The sequence below is a fragment of the Tatumella ptyseos ATCC 33301 genome (genome assembly GCF_000735525.1).
Lineage (GTDB): Bacteria > Pseudomonadota > Gammaproteobacteria > Enterobacterales > Enterobacteriaceae > Tatumella > Tatumella ptyseos.
On record NZ_JMPR01000019.1, the window covers coordinates 28003 to 46822 of the forward strand.

Annotated in this window: 13 protein-coding genes; 6 read left to right on the plus strand and 7 right to left on the minus strand. The window is 53.5% G+C overall.

Features of this window, described 5'->3' with window-relative positions:
* Nucleotides 1–136 precede the first annotated feature (136 nt).
* Together GTPT_RS05225 and rlmG are read left to right on the plus strand one after the other, a co-directional pair.
* Entirely contained in the window at nucleotides 137–1825 is a 1689-nt protein-coding gene (locus tag GTPT_RS05225) for a chloride channel protein (RefSeq protein ID WP_025901128.1), read from the plus strand.
* Nucleotides 1826–1926: 101 nt separating this feature from the next.
* Nucleotides 1927–3051 carry a 23S rRNA (guanine(1835)-N(2))-methyltransferase RlmG gene (gene rlmG, locus GTPT_RS05230; RefSeq protein ID WP_029989776.1) on the plus strand — a complete coding sequence of 375 codons (1125 nt, stop codon included), beginning with the start codon at nucleotides 1927–1929 and terminating at the stop codon, nucleotides 3049–3051.
* 187 nt (nucleotides 3052–3238) lie between these two features.
* Here rlmG and GTPT_RS05235 read toward each other — a convergent pair whose 3' ends face one another.
* Complete coding sequence (locus GTPT_RS05235) at nucleotides 3239–3985, minus strand: purine nucleoside phosphorylase YfiH/LACC1 family protein (RefSeq protein WP_051170710.1); 747 nt, start codon at nucleotides 3983–3985, stop codon at nucleotides 3239–3241.
* 111 nt (nucleotides 3986–4096) lie between these two features.
* Here GTPT_RS05235 and GTPT_RS05240 point away from each other — a divergent pair, with 111 nt between their 5' ends.
* Nucleotides 4097–4894, plus strand: coding sequence for a 5'-nucleotidase, lipoprotein e(P4) family (locus tag GTPT_RS05240; RefSeq protein WP_029989778.1), 798 nt, complete (start codon nucleotides 4097–4099; stop codon nucleotides 4892–4894).
* Nucleotides 4895–5040: 146 nt separating this feature from the next.
* Here GTPT_RS05240 and ddlA read toward each other — a convergent pair whose 3' ends face one another.
* The 6 genes from ddlA to betI all read right to left on the minus strand — a co-directional run bounded on the left by ddlA (nucleotide 5041) and on the right by betI (nucleotide 13302).
* A complete protein-coding gene (gene ddlA / locus GTPT_RS05245; protein WP_029989779.1) occupies nucleotides 5041–6141 on the minus strand; it encodes a D-alanine--D-alanine ligase in 1101 nt (366 codons plus the stop codon).
* A gap of 117 nt (nucleotides 6142–6258) precedes the next feature.
* Nucleotides 6259–6933: a Fe2+-dependent dioxygenase gene (locus GTPT_RS05250; RefSeq protein ID WP_025901133.1), complete on the minus strand. Its 675-nt coding sequence runs from the start codon at nucleotides 6931–6933 to the stop codon at nucleotides 6259–6261.
* Nucleotides 6934–6982: 49 nt separating this feature from the next.
* Entirely contained in the window at nucleotides 6983–9298 is a 2316-nt protein-coding gene (locus GTPT_RS05255; protein WP_029989780.1) for a catecholate siderophore receptor Fiu, read from the minus strand.
* A 220-nt stretch (nucleotides 9299–9518) separates the two neighbouring features.
* On the minus strand, nucleotides 9519–11198 hold the full coding sequence (gene betA, locus GTPT_RS05260) for a choline dehydrogenase (protein ID WP_025901135.1): 1680 nt from the start codon (nucleotides 11196–11198) through the stop codon (nucleotides 9519–9521).
* A gap of 22 nt (nucleotides 11199–11220) precedes the next feature.
* Complete coding sequence (gene betB, locus GTPT_RS05265; protein ID WP_025901136.1) at nucleotides 11221–12693, minus strand: betaine-aldehyde dehydrogenase; 1473 nt, start codon at nucleotides 12691–12693, stop codon at nucleotides 11221–11223.
* A gap of 3 nt (nucleotides 12694–12696) precedes the next feature.
* A complete protein-coding gene (gene betI, locus GTPT_RS05270; RefSeq protein ID WP_029989781.1) occupies nucleotides 12697–13302 on the minus strand; it encodes a transcriptional regulator BetI in 606 nt (201 codons plus the stop codon).
* 260 nt (nucleotides 13303–13562) lie between these two features.
* Between betI and GTPT_RS05275 the strand changes: the two genes are divergently transcribed.
* The 3 genes from GTPT_RS05275 to GTPT_RS05285 all read left to right on the plus strand — a co-directional run bounded on the left by GTPT_RS05275 (nucleotide 13563) and on the right by GTPT_RS05285 (nucleotide 18820).
* On the plus strand, nucleotides 13563–15593 hold the full coding sequence (locus tag GTPT_RS05275; protein ID WP_025901138.1) for a choline transporter: 2031 nt from the start codon (nucleotides 13563–13565) through the stop codon (nucleotides 15591–15593).
* Nucleotides 15594–15710: 117 nt separating this feature from the next.
* A complete protein-coding gene (locus GTPT_RS05280) occupies nucleotides 15711–17078 on the plus strand; it encodes an MFS transporter (protein WP_029989783.1) in 1368 nt (455 codons plus the stop codon).
* Between the two features lie 365 nt (nucleotides 17079–17443).
* Complete coding sequence (locus GTPT_RS05285; RefSeq protein ID WP_025901140.1) at nucleotides 17444–18820, plus strand: aldehyde dehydrogenase family protein; 1377 nt, start codon at nucleotides 17444–17446, stop codon at nucleotides 18818–18820.

An 18820-nucleotide genomic window follows, 5' to 3' on the forward strand; every position in this document is an offset into this window, starting at 1 on the left:
TAAATTCAAGTAAAAAATGAAACATAATGAAACATTCTGAACAATCTGATCACTGAATTCCGGTAAACAGAGCCGATTGCCACCGACGGACGACAGTTTTATCATAGCGGTTCTCTCCCCAGGCCCAGGATACTCAGTGAAAGAAGGTAAGTACGTACTCCGATGGATGGCACTACTGATAGCGATTCCGGTCGGATTTGCCGGCGCGATGGTCACGCTGGCATTTCGTCATACCCTTGATTTTTTCAACCGTCTGCTGTTCGGGCGCAGTGATGATATTACTCTGGCGATGCATGCCTGGCCCTGGTATTGCTGGCCCCTGATCGTCGGTGGCGGGGGGGTGATTGCCGGTATTTTTCTGCAATATGCGGTCAGATTAGAGAAAAAACAGCGCATTAATACCGACTATCTGGATGTCATTAATGCCCGGCTGGACGCTGTACCGACCCGCACCTCGTTATTTCGGGCGCTCTCGTCTATCGCCAGTATTTCCAGCGGTGCATCGATAGGGAAAGAAGGACCGATGGTCCAGTTAGCGGCACTGTGCGGTAGTATTATGGGTCGTTTCCTGCCCGCCGCCACCTTACTGAAGAACTGTGATGTCGTGGCCATGGCTGCGGCTGCCGGCCTGGCTTCGGTTTACCATGCCCCACTGGCCTCCGCAATTTTTGTTGCTGAAGTGGCTTTTGGTATTTCCGCCTTACAGCGGTTGATCCCGCTGGTGATTTCAGCAGCGGTCTCGGTGATGACCTTGTGGTGGCTGGGGTACCGCTCTGCACTCTATCCGCTGGCTGATGTACAGTTTAGCGTCAGTGTTGCCAGTGTTGTGACGGTAGTGGCGATTGGCTGCATCGGCGGACTGGCCGGGGCGGGGTTCATTACCCTGGCCGGTTACAGTAAAAAACAGTTTTCCCGTATAACCAGCCTGCCTTGCCGGCTGGCAAGCGGGGGGATCGCCGTGGGCCTGTTAGCCATTCTGTCCACAGATATTCTGGGAAATGGCTATGATGTGATCGTGAATATCTTTCGTGGTCACTACCTGTTTGACGGACTGTTGCTGGTGCTGGTGTTAAAACTGCTGGCCACTTGTTGCTCTGTAGGCTCTTCTGCCGTCGGCGGAATGTTTACCCCCTCATTACTGATAGGGGCGCTGCTGGGGGCGATGTTTACGCTGCTGACGGAGCATCTGGGGCTTGGCGGGCAACCCGGCTGGCTTTATGCGGCAGTGGGGATGGGGGCCGTCCTGGCGGCTATCAGCCAGGCTCCGTTAATGGCAATGCTGATGGTCCTGGAAATGACACTGAACAGCAGCCTGCTGTTCCCGCTGATGATAGCGACGGTACTGGCCACGATGGTAACTTATCGTTTGCAGTCAGCCGTGACTTATCCGCTGATCACTACCCATTTTTCCCGTGCAGAAGCGAAGTTTGATTTTGATAACACCGCGATTGCTGAACTGATCATCCCCGGAGCCGCTATTTTGCCGGGAACCCCGGTCAGCGATGCTCTGGCGATCAGTACACTGAAGCGTGAACGCTACGTCTATGTCATTAATGAAAGCGGGCGCTTCCTGGGTGTGGTTTCCATTCATGAAATCGCTGCCAGTGTACTTTCTCAGAAAATTACGTCAGATTCCCCGGTCAGTGCCGTGATGGATAACGAGTTTCCGTATGTCTGTCAGGGACAGAGTCTGCGGGAAGGCTGGGAGGCTTTTGAGAAAGTCACGTTAGAGCGTTTGCCGGTACTGAGCAGTGATACCGAACGCTATTTTCTGGGAGCGCTGACGAAAACCAGTCTGATACGTAAAGCCGGGGCGTTTATCTGAGCCTGGCTGGCCGGTCTTTGCTGTTGGGTTTATCGGCTAAAGCCAGTATACTGCGCCCCTTTTCACAAGCCCCTCTTTGCCAGACCCGTGCCGGAGATATCATGACCCTATTTGAAATGAGTGATTATTCACTTAACCTGCAACGCTTCCCGCGGACAGGCGATGACAGTGCTTTACAGGCCTGGGATGCCGCAGATGAATATCTGTTACAGCAGGAGATACCTCAGGGGCCGGTGTTCGTCTTTAATGACAACTTCGGTGCGCTGACCTGTGCGCTGGTCCATCAGGGGCGTCAGGTCTGGCATATCAGCGACTCACTGAACAGCCAGCAGTCGGCACAGCAGAACCTGGCACTGAATGGCCTGGATGAAAGCAATGTCACGTTTATCGACAGCATGACGGCGCTGCCGTTAACGCCAGCCGTGGTACTGATTAAAGTGCCTAAGACCCTGGCACTGCTGGAATTCCAGCTCGGGACGTTGCGTGAGGTGCTGCAGCCTGAAACAGTGATCATTGCCGGGGCGAAAGCGAAGGATATCCATAACTCCACGCTGGCGTTGTTTGAACGTATTATCGGCGAAACAAAAACTTCACTGGCAAAGAAAAAAGCACGACTCATTTTCAGTCGCTTCACGGTGGCGGAAATGACCCTGCGTGATGTTACAGAGCGCTGGCCGCTGGAAGGTACCCCGTATATTATCCATAACCACGCGAATGTATTTTCCCGTCAGTCGCTGGATATCGGTGCCCGTTTCTTTATGCGCCATCTGCCACGCGGTCTGGAAGGGGATATTATTGACCTCGGCTGTGGTAACGGCGTGATCGGCCTGAAAGCGCTGGCGGATAACCCTGACGCTTGTGTTCACTTTGTGGATGAGTCCTGGATGGCCGTTGCCTCGGCACAGATTAACGCGGAAACGAATCTGCCCCATGAGCTTTCCCGTTGTCGCTTCACGGTGAACAATGTGCTGAGTGGTTTTGCCCCGGACAGCTATTCGGCGGTTTTATGCAACCCGCCATTCCACCAGCAAAATGCGATCACTGAACATGTCGCCTGGCAGATGTTCCGTGATGCGTTCCGTTGTCTGCAATACGGCGGGGAATTAAGGATTGTTGCCAACCGTCACCTCGACCATGATCGTAAACTGAAAAAACTTTTCGGTAACTGTCAGGTGGTGGGGTCTGATACTAAATTTGTGGTGCTGCGTTCCGTTAAACTCCGCTAAACAACACGAGACCGGGAAGGCCACCGTGTGTGGCCTGCCCGGTCTTCCGGGCGTCGATAAAAGCCGGTACGTCCCGGCGAAAGCACACATCTTCCGGTAACACCGTTTCTTTCGCGGCGTCCTGCCTCTTCCTGTTAACGTTAGCGCCTCCGGCGAAGGCCGCTGCCTCCTGTTCCGCTCCCCGTCGTCAGTCTGCCCCCGGCAACGGCACGGAAGGTTCACCGGCAATCCATGAGAAGCGTAACTGATAGCCTTCATCCGTATGGGTATTACGCCGGTAACTGGCCCCCGGCTCTGCCATACAGTAAGTGCACTGGTTCAGGTTATCTATCCGTGATGCCGCAATCCCTTCCTGTAGCAACATTTGCGTTGCCAGGGCCGGTAAATCCAGCCAGAACGCGGGTTGTGTGACGGGCGCTGTCGGGCGTCGGGCGAGGGGATTCACCGCCGGATGGAAAGCGCCGGGGATCGGATCCCTGACGTAACGGCAGGCTTTAATTTCTTCAAACAGGGGTAACCCCAGTTCATAGCAACAGGGGCCTATCGCCGGACCGATTGCGATATAAAGATCAGACGCTGCCGAACCCTCTGCAAAAAAACGGCTCAGAGTCTGTTGCAGTATACCGGCCAGCGTCCCTTTCAGCCCGGCATGCGCCGCCGCCACCTGATGTGTTTTCTCCGAAGCGATAAGTACCGGTAAACAGTCGGCAGTATAGATCGCGACCGGTTGTCCGTGATGGCTGAACAACGCATCTGCCACGGATTGTTTAGGGGGGAAATTACTGTCTGCGGGGCAGACGGTGTCAGTATGGCGTTGCAGTGCGTAGGCCGTGTTATCGGGAGGGCGCTGGCCTGCAGGTAAAAAACCATGCCTGACCCACCCGAGAGAGAGGAGAAGGGGCGATTGCTGAGCTGCGGACGAAGGAAGGGACATAGGCATTTCCTGTTGAATAATTTCATTCAGCGATTGCATTTATAGTGAAGATACTGCGATAGTCCTTACGGGGTCAATGATTGAATATTAACAATAAGATGAGGAAATTTAATGAAAAAGCGCTGGCTTTTAACCTTACCTGCGCTGGTGGTTCTTGGACTATCCGGCTGTGCGCAAAACACACAACAACGACTCAATGACCAGACAGTCACTGCCGTGAACTGGATGCAGCAATCCGGTGAATATCAGGCACTGACCTGGCAGGCGTTCAATGCAGCGACGGCAGCGTTCGATCATGCCACCTCGCTGACCGGTAAACCGAAAGCGGTGATTGTCGACCTGGATGAAACCATGCTGGATAACAGCGCCTATTCAGCCTGGCAGGCGAAGAACGGTAAGTCTTTCAGTGATGCAACCTGGTCAGCCTGGACACAGGCGAAGCAAGCCCGTGCAATTCCGGGTGCGGTAGAATTTGCCCGTTATGTCGATAGCCATGGTGGTACGGTGTTCTATGTCTCTAACCGTGACCAGAAAGATTATCAGGCTACTGTCGAAAATATGCAGGCACTGGCCTTTCCTGGTGTGAACGAAAAAACCGTGTTCCTGAGCACCGGTTCTTCTAATAAGCAGGCCCGTTTTGACCAGATCACCCAATCCGGAGCGAATGTGGTGCTGTATATCGGTGATAACCTGAATGACTTTGGCGGAGCGACCTGGCATAAAGACAATGCTGAACGTCGTAATTTTGTCAGCCGTAACCATCAGTTGTTTGGTACCCGTTTTATTATTCTGCCAAACGCAGAGTACGGTGACTGGGAAAGCGGAATGGCGCCTGGTTATAATTCTCTGACTGACCAGCAGAAGATTGATGTCCGTGAGCAGCATCTGCGTGCATGGGACGGAAAATAAGCGTTAATTTTTAGGACGGCATCCCCTGGCCTGACGTCTTTTGCAACGTCCGGCCAGGTGAGTTACCTGTAAGCTCAAACGCAGTGGTAACACCGGACAACACCTGTCTGGCAGGAGCCTGCCAGACAGGTACAGAGTGACATGGCTTAGTGGTCAAAGGCCGATGTCATTTGCTTATCCTGCTCGTACCGGTCAAAAGCCAGTTCGATCAGCCGGGTGATCAGCTCACTGTATCCGAGGCCGCTGGCCTGCCAAAGCTTAGGGTACATACTGATGTTGGTGAACCCGGGTAATGTATTGATTTCGTTTATAATCACCTGGTCATCCGGGGTCAGGAACACATCGACACGAGCCATTCCACAACACTCCAATGCCTGAAACGCCTGCAGTGCAATTTCGCGGATGCGGGTATCGGCTTCCGGGGTTATCTCTGCCGGCACCACGACCTGTGCACCTTTTTCATTGATGTACTTGGTCTGATAAGAATAAAACTCATCACTGAGTACGATTTCGCCACAGTGGCTGGCTTCAGGCTGGTCGTTGCCCAGCACCGCACATTCGATTTCGCGTCCGACGATACCGGTTTCGATCAGCACCTTACGGTCATACCGGAAGGCTTCCTGCAGCGCAGGCAGTAATTCGCCGGCATGGTGAACCTTACTCACCCCGACAGAAGAGCCCTGATTCGCCGGTTTCACAAACAGTGGCAGCCCCAGTTCCGCAATCACCGCGGCCGGATCGATCGCTTCCTGACGGTTACGGTACGCGGTAATGAAAGGTGCAACCTGTAATCCGGCATCCCGTAACAGGCGTTTAGTGACTTCCTTATCCATACTGACCGCAGAGCCGAGGACGCCGGAACCGACAAAGGGCAGATTGGCCATCCGCAGCAGTCCCTGAAGTGAACCGTCTTCACCCAGCGTGCCGTGGACTATGGGGAAGATCACATCTACCTGCGGCACAGGTGCCAGAGCATTACGCTCAACTAACTGTTGCTGTTCCTTACCCGGAACTAATGCGACCTCGCGGGCAGAGCGGTTCAGCGCAATATGCTGAGGGTCATGAGCATGCAGTAAGAAGTCAGACTGCTCATTCAGTTGCCAGTATCCCTGCTTATTAATCCCCAGAAGCACAACTTCAAATTTTGTTTTATCAATAGCATCAATGATATTTTTGGCTGACTGTAATGAGACTTCATGCTCAGCCGATTTCCCACCAAAAATAATTCCTACACGTTGTTTTGTCATTCTGGTCTGCCTGAATAGCCTGGTACAAAGGCACAACATACCATGCAGCGAAAGGCGACAACAGTATTCTGCTTGATTCCGCACAGGGTTAATCATTTTTCAGACCCGCGGCAAGCATTACTCCCCGGTCCACTCCCGTAACAGATTATGGTACAGGTGCAGTAACGAAACACTGACTTCCGTGGCCTGTGCGTTTTGCTGCAGTGCGCGGATGTTTTCATCAAGAGAAATCAGCATTGCGCGTTTGCTTTCATCGCGGATCATCGACTGGATCCACATAAAAGAAGCCAGTCGTTCGCCTGACGTGACCGGCGTGACACAATGCAAACTGCCGGAAGGATAGAGCAGCATATCTCCCGCGGGCAACCTGACCCGATGCTCGCCGTAGGTGTCCTTGATCACCAGTTCTCCGCCCTGATAACTGTCCGGGTCAGAGAGAAATAAGGTGGCCGAAATGTCTGTTCTCAGCCAGGCATTCCCTTCACGTCGCACCGCGCCATCCACATGAAAACCATAGGTGCCCCCTTCGCGGTAACGGTTAAACAGCGGGCTGGAAATATTGACCGGCAGGGTCGCTGAGAAAAACTGCGGATGGCTGTTAAGCTTATCCAGCACATAGCGTTGTAATTCCTGCCATTCCTGGCTGGCGGTGTCGACCTGCTGGTTAGATTTTACCTCCGCTCCCAGATGACCGGTGGTGGCCCGGCCATCTATCCAGGGGCTGACGGCCAGCTTGTTACGGACCAGCATAACTTCTTCCGGACTGAGCAGGCCGGAGATTTTTTGCATCATAAACAGGCTCCTGCAAAGATGCCGCAGCCAGGCTGCGGCATGTCGGGGATTAGAAATGAACGTTGGCGGTCAGCATCCAGCTGCGCTCTGCACCCGGGAAGTACCGGTAGCCGCTTTTATTAATGGACGCCACATAATGGGTATTAAAGACGTTATAAACGTTCAGTTGCAGGTCCAGATTACTGTTCACACGGTAACCGGCCATGGCATCGGCGACCCAGTAACTATCGACTTTATCCGGCGTCCCTGCTGCTCCATCAGTCCCGCGGTGCATACTCCCCACATAGCGGGCTCCGGCTCCGGCCAGCAGCTTATCGGTCAACTGATAAGTCGTCCAGGAGGTGAAAGCATGTTTCGGGGTATAACTCAGCGCAGAAGAGCCATCATTGCTGACGGTGCTGCCTTCTTTGACGACGGCATTTTGCAGGGTATACCCCAGCATAACATGCCATTTATCGGTCAGATTACCATTCGCGGTCAGTTCGTAACCCTGAACGCGCTTGCGCCCTGTCTGGACGTAGTCGAGCGTAATCGGGTCCTGAGTCACTTCATTGCGGATATCGGTACGGAACAGGGCACCGCTCAGCAACAGAGTATTATCAAACAGGCTCCACTTGGTACCGACTTCTGCGGTTGCCGTTTTTTGTGGCTGGAAGTCGGTACGGTTCGCACTGTTGCCGCTTCCGCTTTCGGCCAGCTGGAAGTTACTGCCACCCGGAGGTTGCTGTGAAACGCCATAGTTAATATAGACATTCCCCTGCGGGGTCAGATGATAAAGCGCACCGGCTTTCCAGTTAAACAGGTTACCGCTTTTAGCCGTATCCACCGTCGATACCGGGGTACCGCTCGCCACACCTGCCGGACAACTGACAGCACCGCGTCCTGTGCCGCCGCAGACGGATAAGGCGCTATAACGGGTACGGTAACTGTCCAGACGGACACCGCCATTCAGTTCAAACGCTGGCGTGACCTGTAAGGTATCAAAGGCATAGACCCCAAAGGTATCGGTCGTCCCCCGCGCATCGGCTCCGGTCGGTGTCAGCCCGCCAATAGAGACATCGCTGTCAGGATGATAGATATTCACGGCAGGTGCAGTCAGGGATTGCACACCGTAGTTGATCTGAGTTTCACGCGTCACTTCCACCCCGGTGCTGATATCGTGACTTACGTCGCCGGTGTTAAAACGGGAGGTCAGATTGGTCTGGTTAGTGACTATCTTATTCAGAGCATCTTTGGTGTTGATCAGTCTTGCCCAGTCCCAGTCGCCCGCGGAGGCGGACCCATGGGTAGTGATCTGGGTGTTTCCGCCCATAATCGACGTCAGTAAATATTTCTGACGTGTCTCTGACCAGCGGGTGGTATTACGCAGCGTCGTGCTATCGGAAAAGTCATGTTCGAAACGCAGAGTCGCGGTATCACTGTCGGAATGATCAAAATCAGAGTCAGTGCCGTAATAGTTGTGGGTGTTTACTTTCCCGCTCCCGTTCAGGGCCTCAAAGCCTGACGGGGCGGTATAGCCGGGCAGACCGATCGTCGGGATACCGCCATCCGGGGTATTGTTCTGATGCACATGTTCATAGTCCAGATAGAGCCGCGTTGGCGTATCCAGTCCGAAAGCAATGGAGGGGGCAATACCATACTTTTCATGGCTGATATTGTTACGGGTATTACTGTGGCCTTTATCGCCCATCATATTGACACGGAAAGCCGTCGTATCATTAATCATCTGGTTATAGTCGACGGTGGCGCGTCGTTCAGAACCGCTACCATAGCTCACCGATCCTGCGACAGATGTCCCCGGCAGAGGCTGTTTGGAAATCCGGTTAATGGAGCCTGAAGGGGCACTGCGGCCATAATCCGATCCGGAGGCACCTTTAATGACTTCAACACTCTCGGTGTTAAAGGTGTCGCGGGTTGTACTGCTGATATCGCGGATACCGTCCAGATAGATGCTGGACGACGTATCGATACCGCGCATATAAATCGTATCCCCGGTCGAGGTGCTGCCGTTCTCTCCGGCAAAAAATGCACCGGCACCGGCCACGTTTTTCAGGGCGTCGGTCAGGGTCGTGGCGTGTTGTTCCTGCATGACCTGTTGCGGGATGATTGTGACCGTGCGTGTGGTGTCAGCCAGCGGGCGGGTAAATTTAGGGTCAGACAGTGTCTGCGGCAGGTAAAGCGAGGGTAAGGCGCCTTTGACTACCAGAGTCTCGTCCGCCGGAGCCGCGGCTTTTTTTGTACTTGTGGCGACGGGGGCCGGGGCGGTTAACGCGGTCCCGGTGGCTGACATCGCGGGTGCAGACAGGCCGACACACAGACTGGCAAAAACAGTCAGCGTGCCTGAGACAGGGAAAGCAGGTGAAATATTAGGTTCAGGTTTCAAACGAAAAATCTCCGCAAATGTTAAATGTAATGAGAATTATTATCATGATTATTCTCATTATGGCGGTTTTCATTTTTCAGGTAAAGGGATGTAAATTAATATTGCTGAAAAGAGGTGAAACTGACAAAAATTGACGAGAAAGCGAACAGAAGATCAAAAAAAGGGGCAGCCATGGCTGCCCCCGGGGAGATGTTTTATCAGATTATTTACGTACCGGAGCCTTACGTGCCGGGGCATCGCCCGCAATATAGTAAGGTGCGGTACTGCGTGGCAGTGGCTGACGACCCCGGATAATATCCGCCATCTTTTCGCCGATCATGATGGTGGTTGCGTTCAGGTTACCTGTAACAATTTCAGGCATGATCGAGGCATCAACGACACGCAGCCCCTGAAGCCCGTGAACACGGCCTTCTGCATCAACAACCGCCATCTCATCGTTACCCATTTTACAGGTTCCGCAAGGGTGGTAAGCCGTTTCCGCATGGTTACGCACAAACTCATCCAGCTGTTCATCGCTCTGGCAGTCCATGCCCGGGCTCAGTTCTTTGCCGCGATATTTATCCAGCGCGGGCTGATTGATAATCTCACGGGTCAGGCGGATACAGTCACGGAATTCCTGCCAGTCCTGCTCATGGGACATATAGTTAAACAGAATCGACGGATGCTCATGAGGATCGCGTGATTTCAGCTGTACACGACCACGGCTCGGTGAACGCATAGATCCGACATGACACTGGAAGCCATGGGCTTCAATGGCATTGGTACCGTTGTAGTTGATCGCGACCGGCAGGAAATGGTACTGGATGTTCGGCCAGGTGAACTCTTCGCGGCTGCGGATAAACCCGCCGGCCTCAAACTGGTTACTGGCACCGATACCGGTACCGTTAAACATCCACTCCGCACCGATTTTTGGCTGATTCCACCATTTCAGTGCCGGATACAGGGATACCGGTTCTTTACATTCATATTGCAGATACATTTCCAGGTGGTCCTGCAGATTTTCCCCGACGCCGGGTAAATCATGAACGACCGGAATATTGAATTTTTTCAGCAACTCCGCAGGGCCGACACCGGAGCGTTGCAGGATCTGTGGTGAAGCGATGGCGCCGGCGGACAGCAGCACTTCTTTGCGTGCGGTAGCACGGACAGGGGTTTTGTTATCACCCTGCAGGTATTCCACGGCGATGGCCCGCTTACCTTCGAACAGAATACGATCTGTGGTGGCATGGGTCACAATGGTCAGGTTACTGCGTTGTTTGGCCTGATCCAGATAACCGCGTGCGGTGCTGGAGCGGCGACCGTTTTTGGTCACGGTGCGATCCATCGGACCGAAACCTTCCTGCTGAAAACCATTCAGATCATCCGTCCGCGGGTAACCGGCCTGCACACCGGCTTCAACCATGGCGTCGAATAACGGGTTTTTATCCGCTTTCGGCGTTGCAACACTGACCGGGCCTTCGCCACCGTGATAATCATTCGGGCCGATATCGCGGGTTTCCGCCTTACGGTAGTAGGGCAGGCAGTCCGCATAGGTCCAGTTTTCCAGCCCCGGGGCTTTAGACCAGTTTTCCAGGTCCATCGCGTTACCGCGGATATAGCACATGCCGTTGATCAGCGAGGATCCGCCGAGGCCTTTTCCTCGCCCGCACTCCATGCGGCGATTATTCATATGGGGTTCCGGGTCGGTTTCATAGGCCCAGTTATAGCGCTTACCCTGTAGCGGATAGGCCAGTGCCGCCGGCATCTGAGTCCGGAAATCGGCACGATAGTCGGGGCCGCCCGCTTCCAGCAGTAAGACGTTAACCTTGCTGTCTTCGGTAAGACGAGTGGCCAGTACGTTACCGGCAGAGCCGGCACCGATAACAATATAATCAAATTCCATCATTATTCCTCAGGCTAAGTGTTTAAAATACGGACTGGAAGGTTTCCAGTTCGACCTGAACAGATTTCACCCGGGTATAACTTTGCAGCGTCATTTGTCCGTTTTCACGGCCGATCCCTGAATGTTTATAGCCACCGACCGGCATTTCTGCCGGGGATTCTCCCCAGGTATTGATCCAGCAAATCCCGGCTTCCAGCTGGTGGATAATGCGATGAGCCCGGTTGATTGACGGTGTCACTACACCGGCGGCCAGACCGAAATCGGTATCATTGGCCCGGCGGATGACTTCTTCTTCATCCTCATAAGTCAGGATCGACATCACCGGACCAAAGATCTCTTCACGGACAATTTCCATATCATCGGTGCAATCGGTAAAGACGGTAGGGGCAACCCAGGCACCCTCTGCAAAGCCCGGAGACGTCAGCGCTTCACCCCCGCACAGTAAGGTAGCGCCACTTTCGATACCGGAACGGATGAAACGCAGCACATTATCGCGATGGGCAAAGCTGACCAGCGGTCCGAAGTTAGTGTCCGGCTGCTGCGGATCACCGGCACGGATGCGGGCAACGCGGGTCATGATCTTTTGCTCAAATTCCTTTTTCAGTGCCGACGGAATAAAGACACGGGTACCGTTGGTACAGACCTGACCGGAACTGTAAAAGTTAGCCATCATGGCGATATCGGCGGCCAGATCCAGGTCAGCATCGTCACAAATCACCAGCGGTGATTTTCCGCCCAGTTCCATGGTGACTTCTTTCAGAGTAGAGCCGGCAGCATTGGCCATGACTTTACGGCCACTGACCACGCCTCCGGTAAAGGAGACTTTATCGATCCCCGGATGTTCAGTCAGCGCCTGGCCGGTAATCGCACCGGTGCCCGGCAATACGTTGAAGACGCCATCCGGCACACCGGCTTCAGTATAGATTTCAGCCAGTTTCAGGGCGGTCAGTGGGGTGACTTCACTGGGTTTGAAAATCATGGCATTACCCGCGGCCAGGGCCGGGGCAGATTTCCAGAGTGCAATCTGAATCGGATAGTTCCAGGCACCGATACCGGCAACCACACCCAGGGGTTCACGGCGGGTGTAGGCGAATGAGGTATCACGCAGCGGAATTTGCTGACCTTCAAGCGTGGTGGCCAGGCCGGCATAATATTCCAGTACATCAGCCCCGGTGACGATATCGACGGCCTGTGTTTCGCTCAGGGGTTTCCCGGTATCCAGGGTTTCCAGTGCGGCCAGCTCGTCGTTGCGTTCACGCAACAGATCCACGGCTTTGCGCAGAATACGTGAACGTTCGACAGCCGTCATCGCTGCCCAGATTTTCTGGCCCCGGCGCGCTGCCGCCACTGCAAGTTCCACATCTTCCTGCCCGGCTTCATGGACCGTGGCAAGAACTTCTCCATTGGCGGGGTTCACCGTCTGAAACGTCGAACCGCTCTGTGCGGGCACACTGGCTCCGTTGATGTACAGTAACTGTTCTGCGAATCGTGACATAGTTTATTCTCCGTCAGTTGATTTTTTGTCCGCCAGTTGCTGGCGGATGAATTGGGTGGTGAGCGCTTTCGCTGAGGCTTTATCGAAAGGTTTTCCGCTCAGTGCGGCACGCAGCCACAACCCGTCAATGAGTGCTGATAGCCCATACCCGGCAATTCTGGCCTTGTCCCGGGGCAGTTCACGGCGAAATTCCGAAATCAGTGTCGACAGCAGCCGTTGGCTGCTGGCGACCTGTAAGCGGTGCAGCATCGGCTGATGCATACTGCTGGCCCAGAAATCGAGCCAGGCCTTCATTGCGGCACTGTGTAACTGTGTATCATCAAAGTTACCATCAACGATCGCCGATAAACGAACACTGGCATCGGCGTCCGGTTGTTGCTTTAACCGGCTGAGGACAGCGGTCCGAAGCTGTGAAGTAATGTCACGCATCGTGGCTTCCAGCAGCCCGTTTTTGTCCCCGAAATAGTGGCTGATGATCCCTGTTGAAACCCCTGCACGTTTCGCTATCTGCGCGATAGTGGCGTAATGCAGCCCGACATCATTGATAGTTTCCAGTGTGGCATCGATAAGCTGACGCCGACGAATGGGTTGCATACCTACTTTAGGCATACCGCTGACTCCCCGACACTTTGTTATGAGGTATTAAATCTTTTTTTGATTGGATGTTCAATATAAAAAAGGAAATTGTTATGATTAGCCGGTCCGGCAGGTATAAGGTCAGGAGAAAAGGCCTGACCTCAGAATAAATAACTGCTTCAGGACATTTTCGCAGAGAATGTTTTTAGCCCGTTATGCTGGTGTCTTCTGAGTCTTCCCCGACATAAACGGGCCCGCCTGCAGTCTTACATCGCTCAACCCGGAGGTATTGAATGAATCACCCACCCGCCGAAGGAAAAGACAGAATCAACCCGGTGGTGTTTTACACCTCCGCAGGATTGATCCTGCTGTTTTCGCTGATGACGTTTTTCTTCAGCGAGACTTCAGCCAGGATCATTCAGACGACAGTCAATTGGGTATCCGCCACCTTTGGCTGGTACTACATGCTGGCCGCAACCCTGTATATTGTCTTCGTGCTGTTTATGGCCGTGTCCCGCTTTGGTGCCATTAAACTTGGCCCGGAACACTCGAAACCGGAATTCAGCTTACCGAGCTGGGCTGCCATGTTATTTGCCGCAGGTATCGGTATTGACCTGATGTTTTTCTCGGTGGCAGAACCGGTCACCCAGTATATGCAGCCCCCGGAAGGGGCAGGGCAGACTCTGGAAGCTGCCAGACAGTCGATGGTCTGGACATTATTCCATTACGGGGTGACGGGCTGGTCGATGTATGCCCTGATGGGCATCGCACTCGGTTACTTCAGTTACCGCTATAACCTGCCTCTGACCATCCGTTCGGCCTTATACCCGATATTCGGTAAGCGGGTGAATGGCCCTATCGGACATACGGTTGATATTGCTGCGGTGGTGGGGACTATTTTCGGGATTGCGACCACTTTGGGCATTGGCGTCGTACAGCTGAACTACGGGCTGAATGTGTTATTTCACATCCCGGACAGCCTGAGCACTAAAGCCGCCCTGATCGTGCTTTCTGTGATCATCGCGACCATTTCAGTGACCTCCGGGGTGGATAAAGGGATCCGCTTACTCTCTGAACTCAATGTCCTGCTGGCACTGGGCTTGATCCTCTTTGTGCTATTTTTTGGCAATACCGAATTTTTACTCAATGCGCTGGTGCTGAATGTCGGTGATTATATTAACCGCTTTATGGGCATGACGCTGAACACCTTTGCCTTTAATCGTCCGACCGAATGGATGAATAACTGGACCCTGTTTTTCTGGGCCTGGTGGGTCGCCTGGTCGCCGTTTGTCGGCCTGTTTCTGGCGCGTATCTCCCGTGGCCGTACCATCCGGGAATTTGTGCTCGGCACCCTGATTATTCCCTTTGCCTTCACGCTGTTATGGCTTTCGGTGTTCGGAAATGCAGCTCTCTACCAGATTATTCACGGTAATCTGAGTTTCGCCAACGATGTAATGCAGCATCCTGAGCGCGGTTTTTATAACCTGCTGGCACAATATCCGGCCTTTACCTTTAGTGCGTCGGTGGCCACCATTACCGGCTTACTGTTTTATGTGACGTCGGCGGATTCGGGGGCACTGGTATTAGGGAACTTCACCTCACGCCTGAAGGATATCAATAGTGATGCGCCTAACTGGATCCGTATTTTCTGGTCGGTCGTCATTGGGGTACTGACTCTGGGGATGCTGATGGCTAACGGGATCTCGGCGCTGCAAAGCACCACCGTGATTATGGGATTACCGTTCAGTTTTGTTATTTTCTTTGTGATGGCAGGGCTGTATAAGTCGCTGAAAGTTGAGGATTATCGCCGTGTCAGTGCCAGCCGTGACACTGCGCCTTATCTGGCCACGGCTCATGACCGCCGTAGCTGGAAAAAACGGCTTTCCCGATTGATGAACTATCCGGGCACCGGGTATACCCGTGAAATGCTTGAGCAGACCTGCTGGCCTGCGATGCAGGAAGTGGCGAAAGAGCTTGAATTACGCGGTGCACAGGTGGCCTCGGAGAACCTGCTGCCGGAAGGAGATGACGATCTGGGGCACCTCTCACTGAAGGTGAACCTGGGTGAAGAGCAAAACTTTGTGTATGAGATCTGGCCGCAGAAATATTCGGTTCCCGGCTTCACCTATCGGGCACGGAGCGGTAAGTCCAGTTACTACCGGTTGGAAACTTTTTTGCTTGAAGGAAGCCAGGGCAACGATTTAATGGACTACAGTAAAGAGCAGGTGATCATTGATATCCTTGATCAATATGAACGCCACCTGAACTTTATCCATTTACACCGGGAAGCGCCTGGAAATCATATCAATTTTCCGCATTTATAAGGGGGATTGACCCGGCAGAGGAACACCCTCTGCCATTATCTGCGGGGCCGGGGAGCGGCCCCGGTCAGCATGTTTCCGGCGTTATCGCATCCTGTGAATTGCACTCAGGGAGATGTAATGCAAAAAATCCTTAATACCTTTCTGCCCCTTTACACCACGACACTTCTGATGCTGCTGGGCTCCGGCCTGCTGACGACCTATGTTTCGTTACGGCTGGCCCATGAAAATGTGAGCGGTACGGTCATCGGTCTGATCACTGCGGCAAACTATGTCGGGCTGGTGGTCGGCGGTAAGATTGGACATAACCTGATTGCCCGCGTGGGACATATCCGCGCCTATGTCGCCTGCGCGGGGATTATTACTGCGTCAGTGATAGGCCATGGGCTGAGTAGTTATGTCCCGGTCTGGATTGTGCTGCGTTTTATCATCGGGTTATGCATGATGAGCCAGTATATGGTTTTGGAAAGCTGGCTGAATGATCAGGCTGAGTCTGATCAGCGTGGCGTTATTTTTGGTTTTTATATGGTGGCGACTTACCTGGGGCTCTCTGCCGGGCAGATTATTCTGTCGCTGGAAACCGGTTTCGGGATGCTACCGCTACTGATAGTCGCCCTCTGTTTTGCCCTGTGCCTGGTCCCTATTGCGCTGACCACCCGAACAAAAGTGCAGCCGATGTCGCCTGCTCCGCTGGAACTGGGGTATTTTCTGAAGAAAATTCCGAAGATCCTGATCATTACGCTGGTCACCGGGATGGTGGTCGGAGCGTTCTATGGTATGGCTCCGGTCTACGCTAACCAGATGGCGCTGTCGACTTCACAGACCGGTACCTTTATGGCGGTCACTATTTTTGCCGGACTGGTGACTCAGTTTCCACTGAGCTGGTTATCCGACCGTTATGATCGCGGACACCTGTTGTTTTTTATTGCGATTTTGTTTCTCATCACCTCGCTGCCGCTGGCGTTCCTGAAACATCTCAGTTTTATCACTATTCTCGGCATCTCCTTTGTCGTCAGTATGATGCAGTTTGCGTTATATCCGCTGGCGGTGGCGATGGCTAATGACCGGATTGTGGCTGAGCGTCGTGTCTCCCTGACCGCGTGCCTGCTGATGTCTTATGGTATCGGAGCCAGTATCGGACCGCTGCTGACCGGTGCAGTGATGCAGCCTCTGGGCGGCAATATGTTATATCTGTTTTTTGCATGTTGTGGTGTGGTCATTATCGGGCTGACCTGGTTCAGATCACCGGTTCCGGTCGCGCTGCAGGAAAGTCAGGTTCCGCACGTTCCGCTGACCGATGGTCTGGTAAGTTCACCACTGGCCGCTGCGTTGAACCCGACGCTGGATGAAGAAGATATTCAGAATACGATGGTCAATACGCCGGAAGACGACGAGACAGAAAATGACACAACAGACGCCCCGGAGGGTGAGAAGGCTGCCGTACAGCCACCGCCGGAAGAGGAGCATCACCGTGAGCCGTGGCCCTGACAGGGGCTTTTAACGGCCTGACCGGCAGCGGCAGAAAAAGCATGTCTCTGCGCCGGTCGGACCAGCTAACGGTTATTTTCATCATAGGGAAAATCTGATTTATATCACCCTGTAGAAGTGTCGATTATAATCAACAGAGACTCTTTATGATTGAATTTTGAGGTGAACGTGCTGACATTGAAGCCACAGACGAACCCGGCAGACAGGGCGGGAGTCACCCTATGATCCACCGCAGTTCCTCTTCAACGCGCCGCAGCTCCCTTTCTTAATTTGTGAGCAACTTCGTTATAAATATTCATTTTTAATCATCATTCACCCGGCGTATGGTGTCTCCATTCTCCCTGACATTGCAGCAAGGATCCCTTATGACTGATTATGCTTTATCTCTGAACCCCACTACCGGTGAAGAAATCGCCCGTTATCCGTTTCAGGACGGCGATGCTATTGAAAGCAGCCTGCAGCGCAGCACTACCGCGCTGAAAGAGTGGCGGGTTACTTCAATGGAAGACCGCGTTGAAGTGTTACGGACACTGGCGGTTCGTCTGCGTGAACGTTGTGATGAACTGGCGGAAATGATGACCCTGGAAATGGGCAAGCCGATCGCGCAGGCGCGTGCTGAAGTGAACAAATGTGCGCAGGTGTGTGAATGGTATGCGGACAATGGCCCGGCGGTACTGGCGGCTCAGCCGACCCAGGTTGAAAATCAGCAAGCCTGGCAGGAATTTCGTCCGCTGGGCGTGATCCTGGCGGTTATGCCGTGGAACTTCCCTTACTGGCAGGTACTGCGCGGAGCCGCCGGAATGCTGCTGGCCGGGAACACCTATGTCCTGAAACATGCGCCGAACGTCATGGGATGTGCATTGTTACTGCAGGATGTGATGAACACCGTGGGCTTCCCGGAAGGGACATTTGAATTACTGAATGTCACGAATGAGGGTGTCTCAGCACTGATCAAAGACCCGCGAGTTGCCGCCGTGGCAGTGACCGGTAGTGTCGGTGCGGGTGCAGCGATTGCTACACAGGCAGGGGCTGCGCTGAAGAAAACGGTGCTGGAACTGGGCGGGTCCGATCCGTTTATTGTGCTGGCCGATGCGGATCTGGATGAAGCGGTGAAAGCAGCCGTCGCGGGTCGTTATCAGAATACCGGACAGGTCTGCATGGCAGCGAAGCGCTTTATTATTGAAGCGCCGGTGGCGGCCGAATTTGAAGCCCGCTTCCTGGCCGCCGTACAGGCGCTGAAAATGGGTGATCCGCTGGATGAAGCGAACTACCTGGGGCCAATGGCACGCTACGATCTGCGTGATGAACTGCATAATCAGGTCGTTGAAACCCTGAAGCAGGGTGCCCGTCTGGTCTGTGGTGGTGAGAAAATCGAAGGTGCCGGTAACTATTATGCGCCGACCATCCTGGCCGATGTCAGCGAGTCAATGACGGCGTTCCGCCAGGAAATCTTTGGTCCTGTGGCGGCGCTGATCACTGCAAAAGATGCCGATCATGCACTGGAACTGGCTAACAACAGTGAATTTGGTCTGAGTGCGACGGTATGGACGGCGGATGAAACCGTGGCGGATCATTTCGCGCTCACTCTGGAAACCGGTGCAGTCTTTATTAACGGTTACGGTGCTTCAGATCCACGGGTGACTATCGGTGGAGTGAAGAAAAGTGGTTATGGCCGTGAGTTAAACCATTTCGGACTGCACGAGTTCTGTAATATTCAGACCGTATGGCGTAACCGCCGTTAA

What these genes read in the sequence shown, in the direction of transcription:
- rlmG (WP_029989776.1), top strand. Translation starts at nt 1,927, where the DNA reads ATGACCCTATTTGAAATGAGTGATTATTCACTTAACCTGCAACGCTTC.
- GTPT_RS05235 (WP_051170710.1), bottom strand. Translation starts at nt 3,985, where the DNA reads ATGTCCCTTCCTTCGTCCGCAGCTCAGCAATCGCCCCTTCTCCTCTCT.
- GTPT_RS05240 (WP_029989778.1), top strand. Translation starts at nt 4,097, where the DNA reads ATGAAAAAGCGCTGGCTTTTAACCTTACCTGCGCTGGTGGTTCTTGGA.
- ddlA (WP_029989779.1), bottom strand. Translation starts at nt 6,141, where the DNA reads ATGACAAAACAACGTGTAGGAATTATTTTTGGTGGGAAATCGGCTGAG.
- GTPT_RS05250 (WP_025901133.1), bottom strand. Translation starts at nt 6,933, where the DNA reads ATGATGCAAAAAATCTCCGGCCTGCTCAGTCCGGAAGAAGTTATGCTG.
- betA (WP_025901135.1), bottom strand. Translation starts at nt 11,198, where the DNA reads ATGGAATTTGATTATATTGTTATCGGTGCCGGCTCTGCCGGTAACGTA.
- betB (WP_025901136.1), bottom strand. Translation starts at nt 12,693, where the DNA reads ATGTCACGATTCGCAGAACAGTTACTGTACATCAACGGAGCCAGTGTG.
- betI (WP_029989781.1), bottom strand. Translation starts at nt 13,302, where the DNA reads ATGCCTAAAGTAGGTATGCAACCCATTCGTCGGCGTCAGCTTATCGAT.
- GTPT_RS05275 (WP_025901138.1), top strand. Translation starts at nt 13,563, where the DNA reads ATGAATCACCCACCCGCCGAAGGAAAAGACAGAATCAACCCGGTGGTG.
- GTPT_RS05280 (WP_029989783.1), top strand. Translation starts at nt 15,711, where the DNA reads ATGCAAAAAATCCTTAATACCTTTCTGCCCCTTTACACCACGACACTT.
- GTPT_RS05285 (WP_025901140.1), top strand. Translation starts at nt 17,444, where the DNA reads ATGACTGATTATGCTTTATCTCTGAACCCCACTACCGGTGAAGAAATC.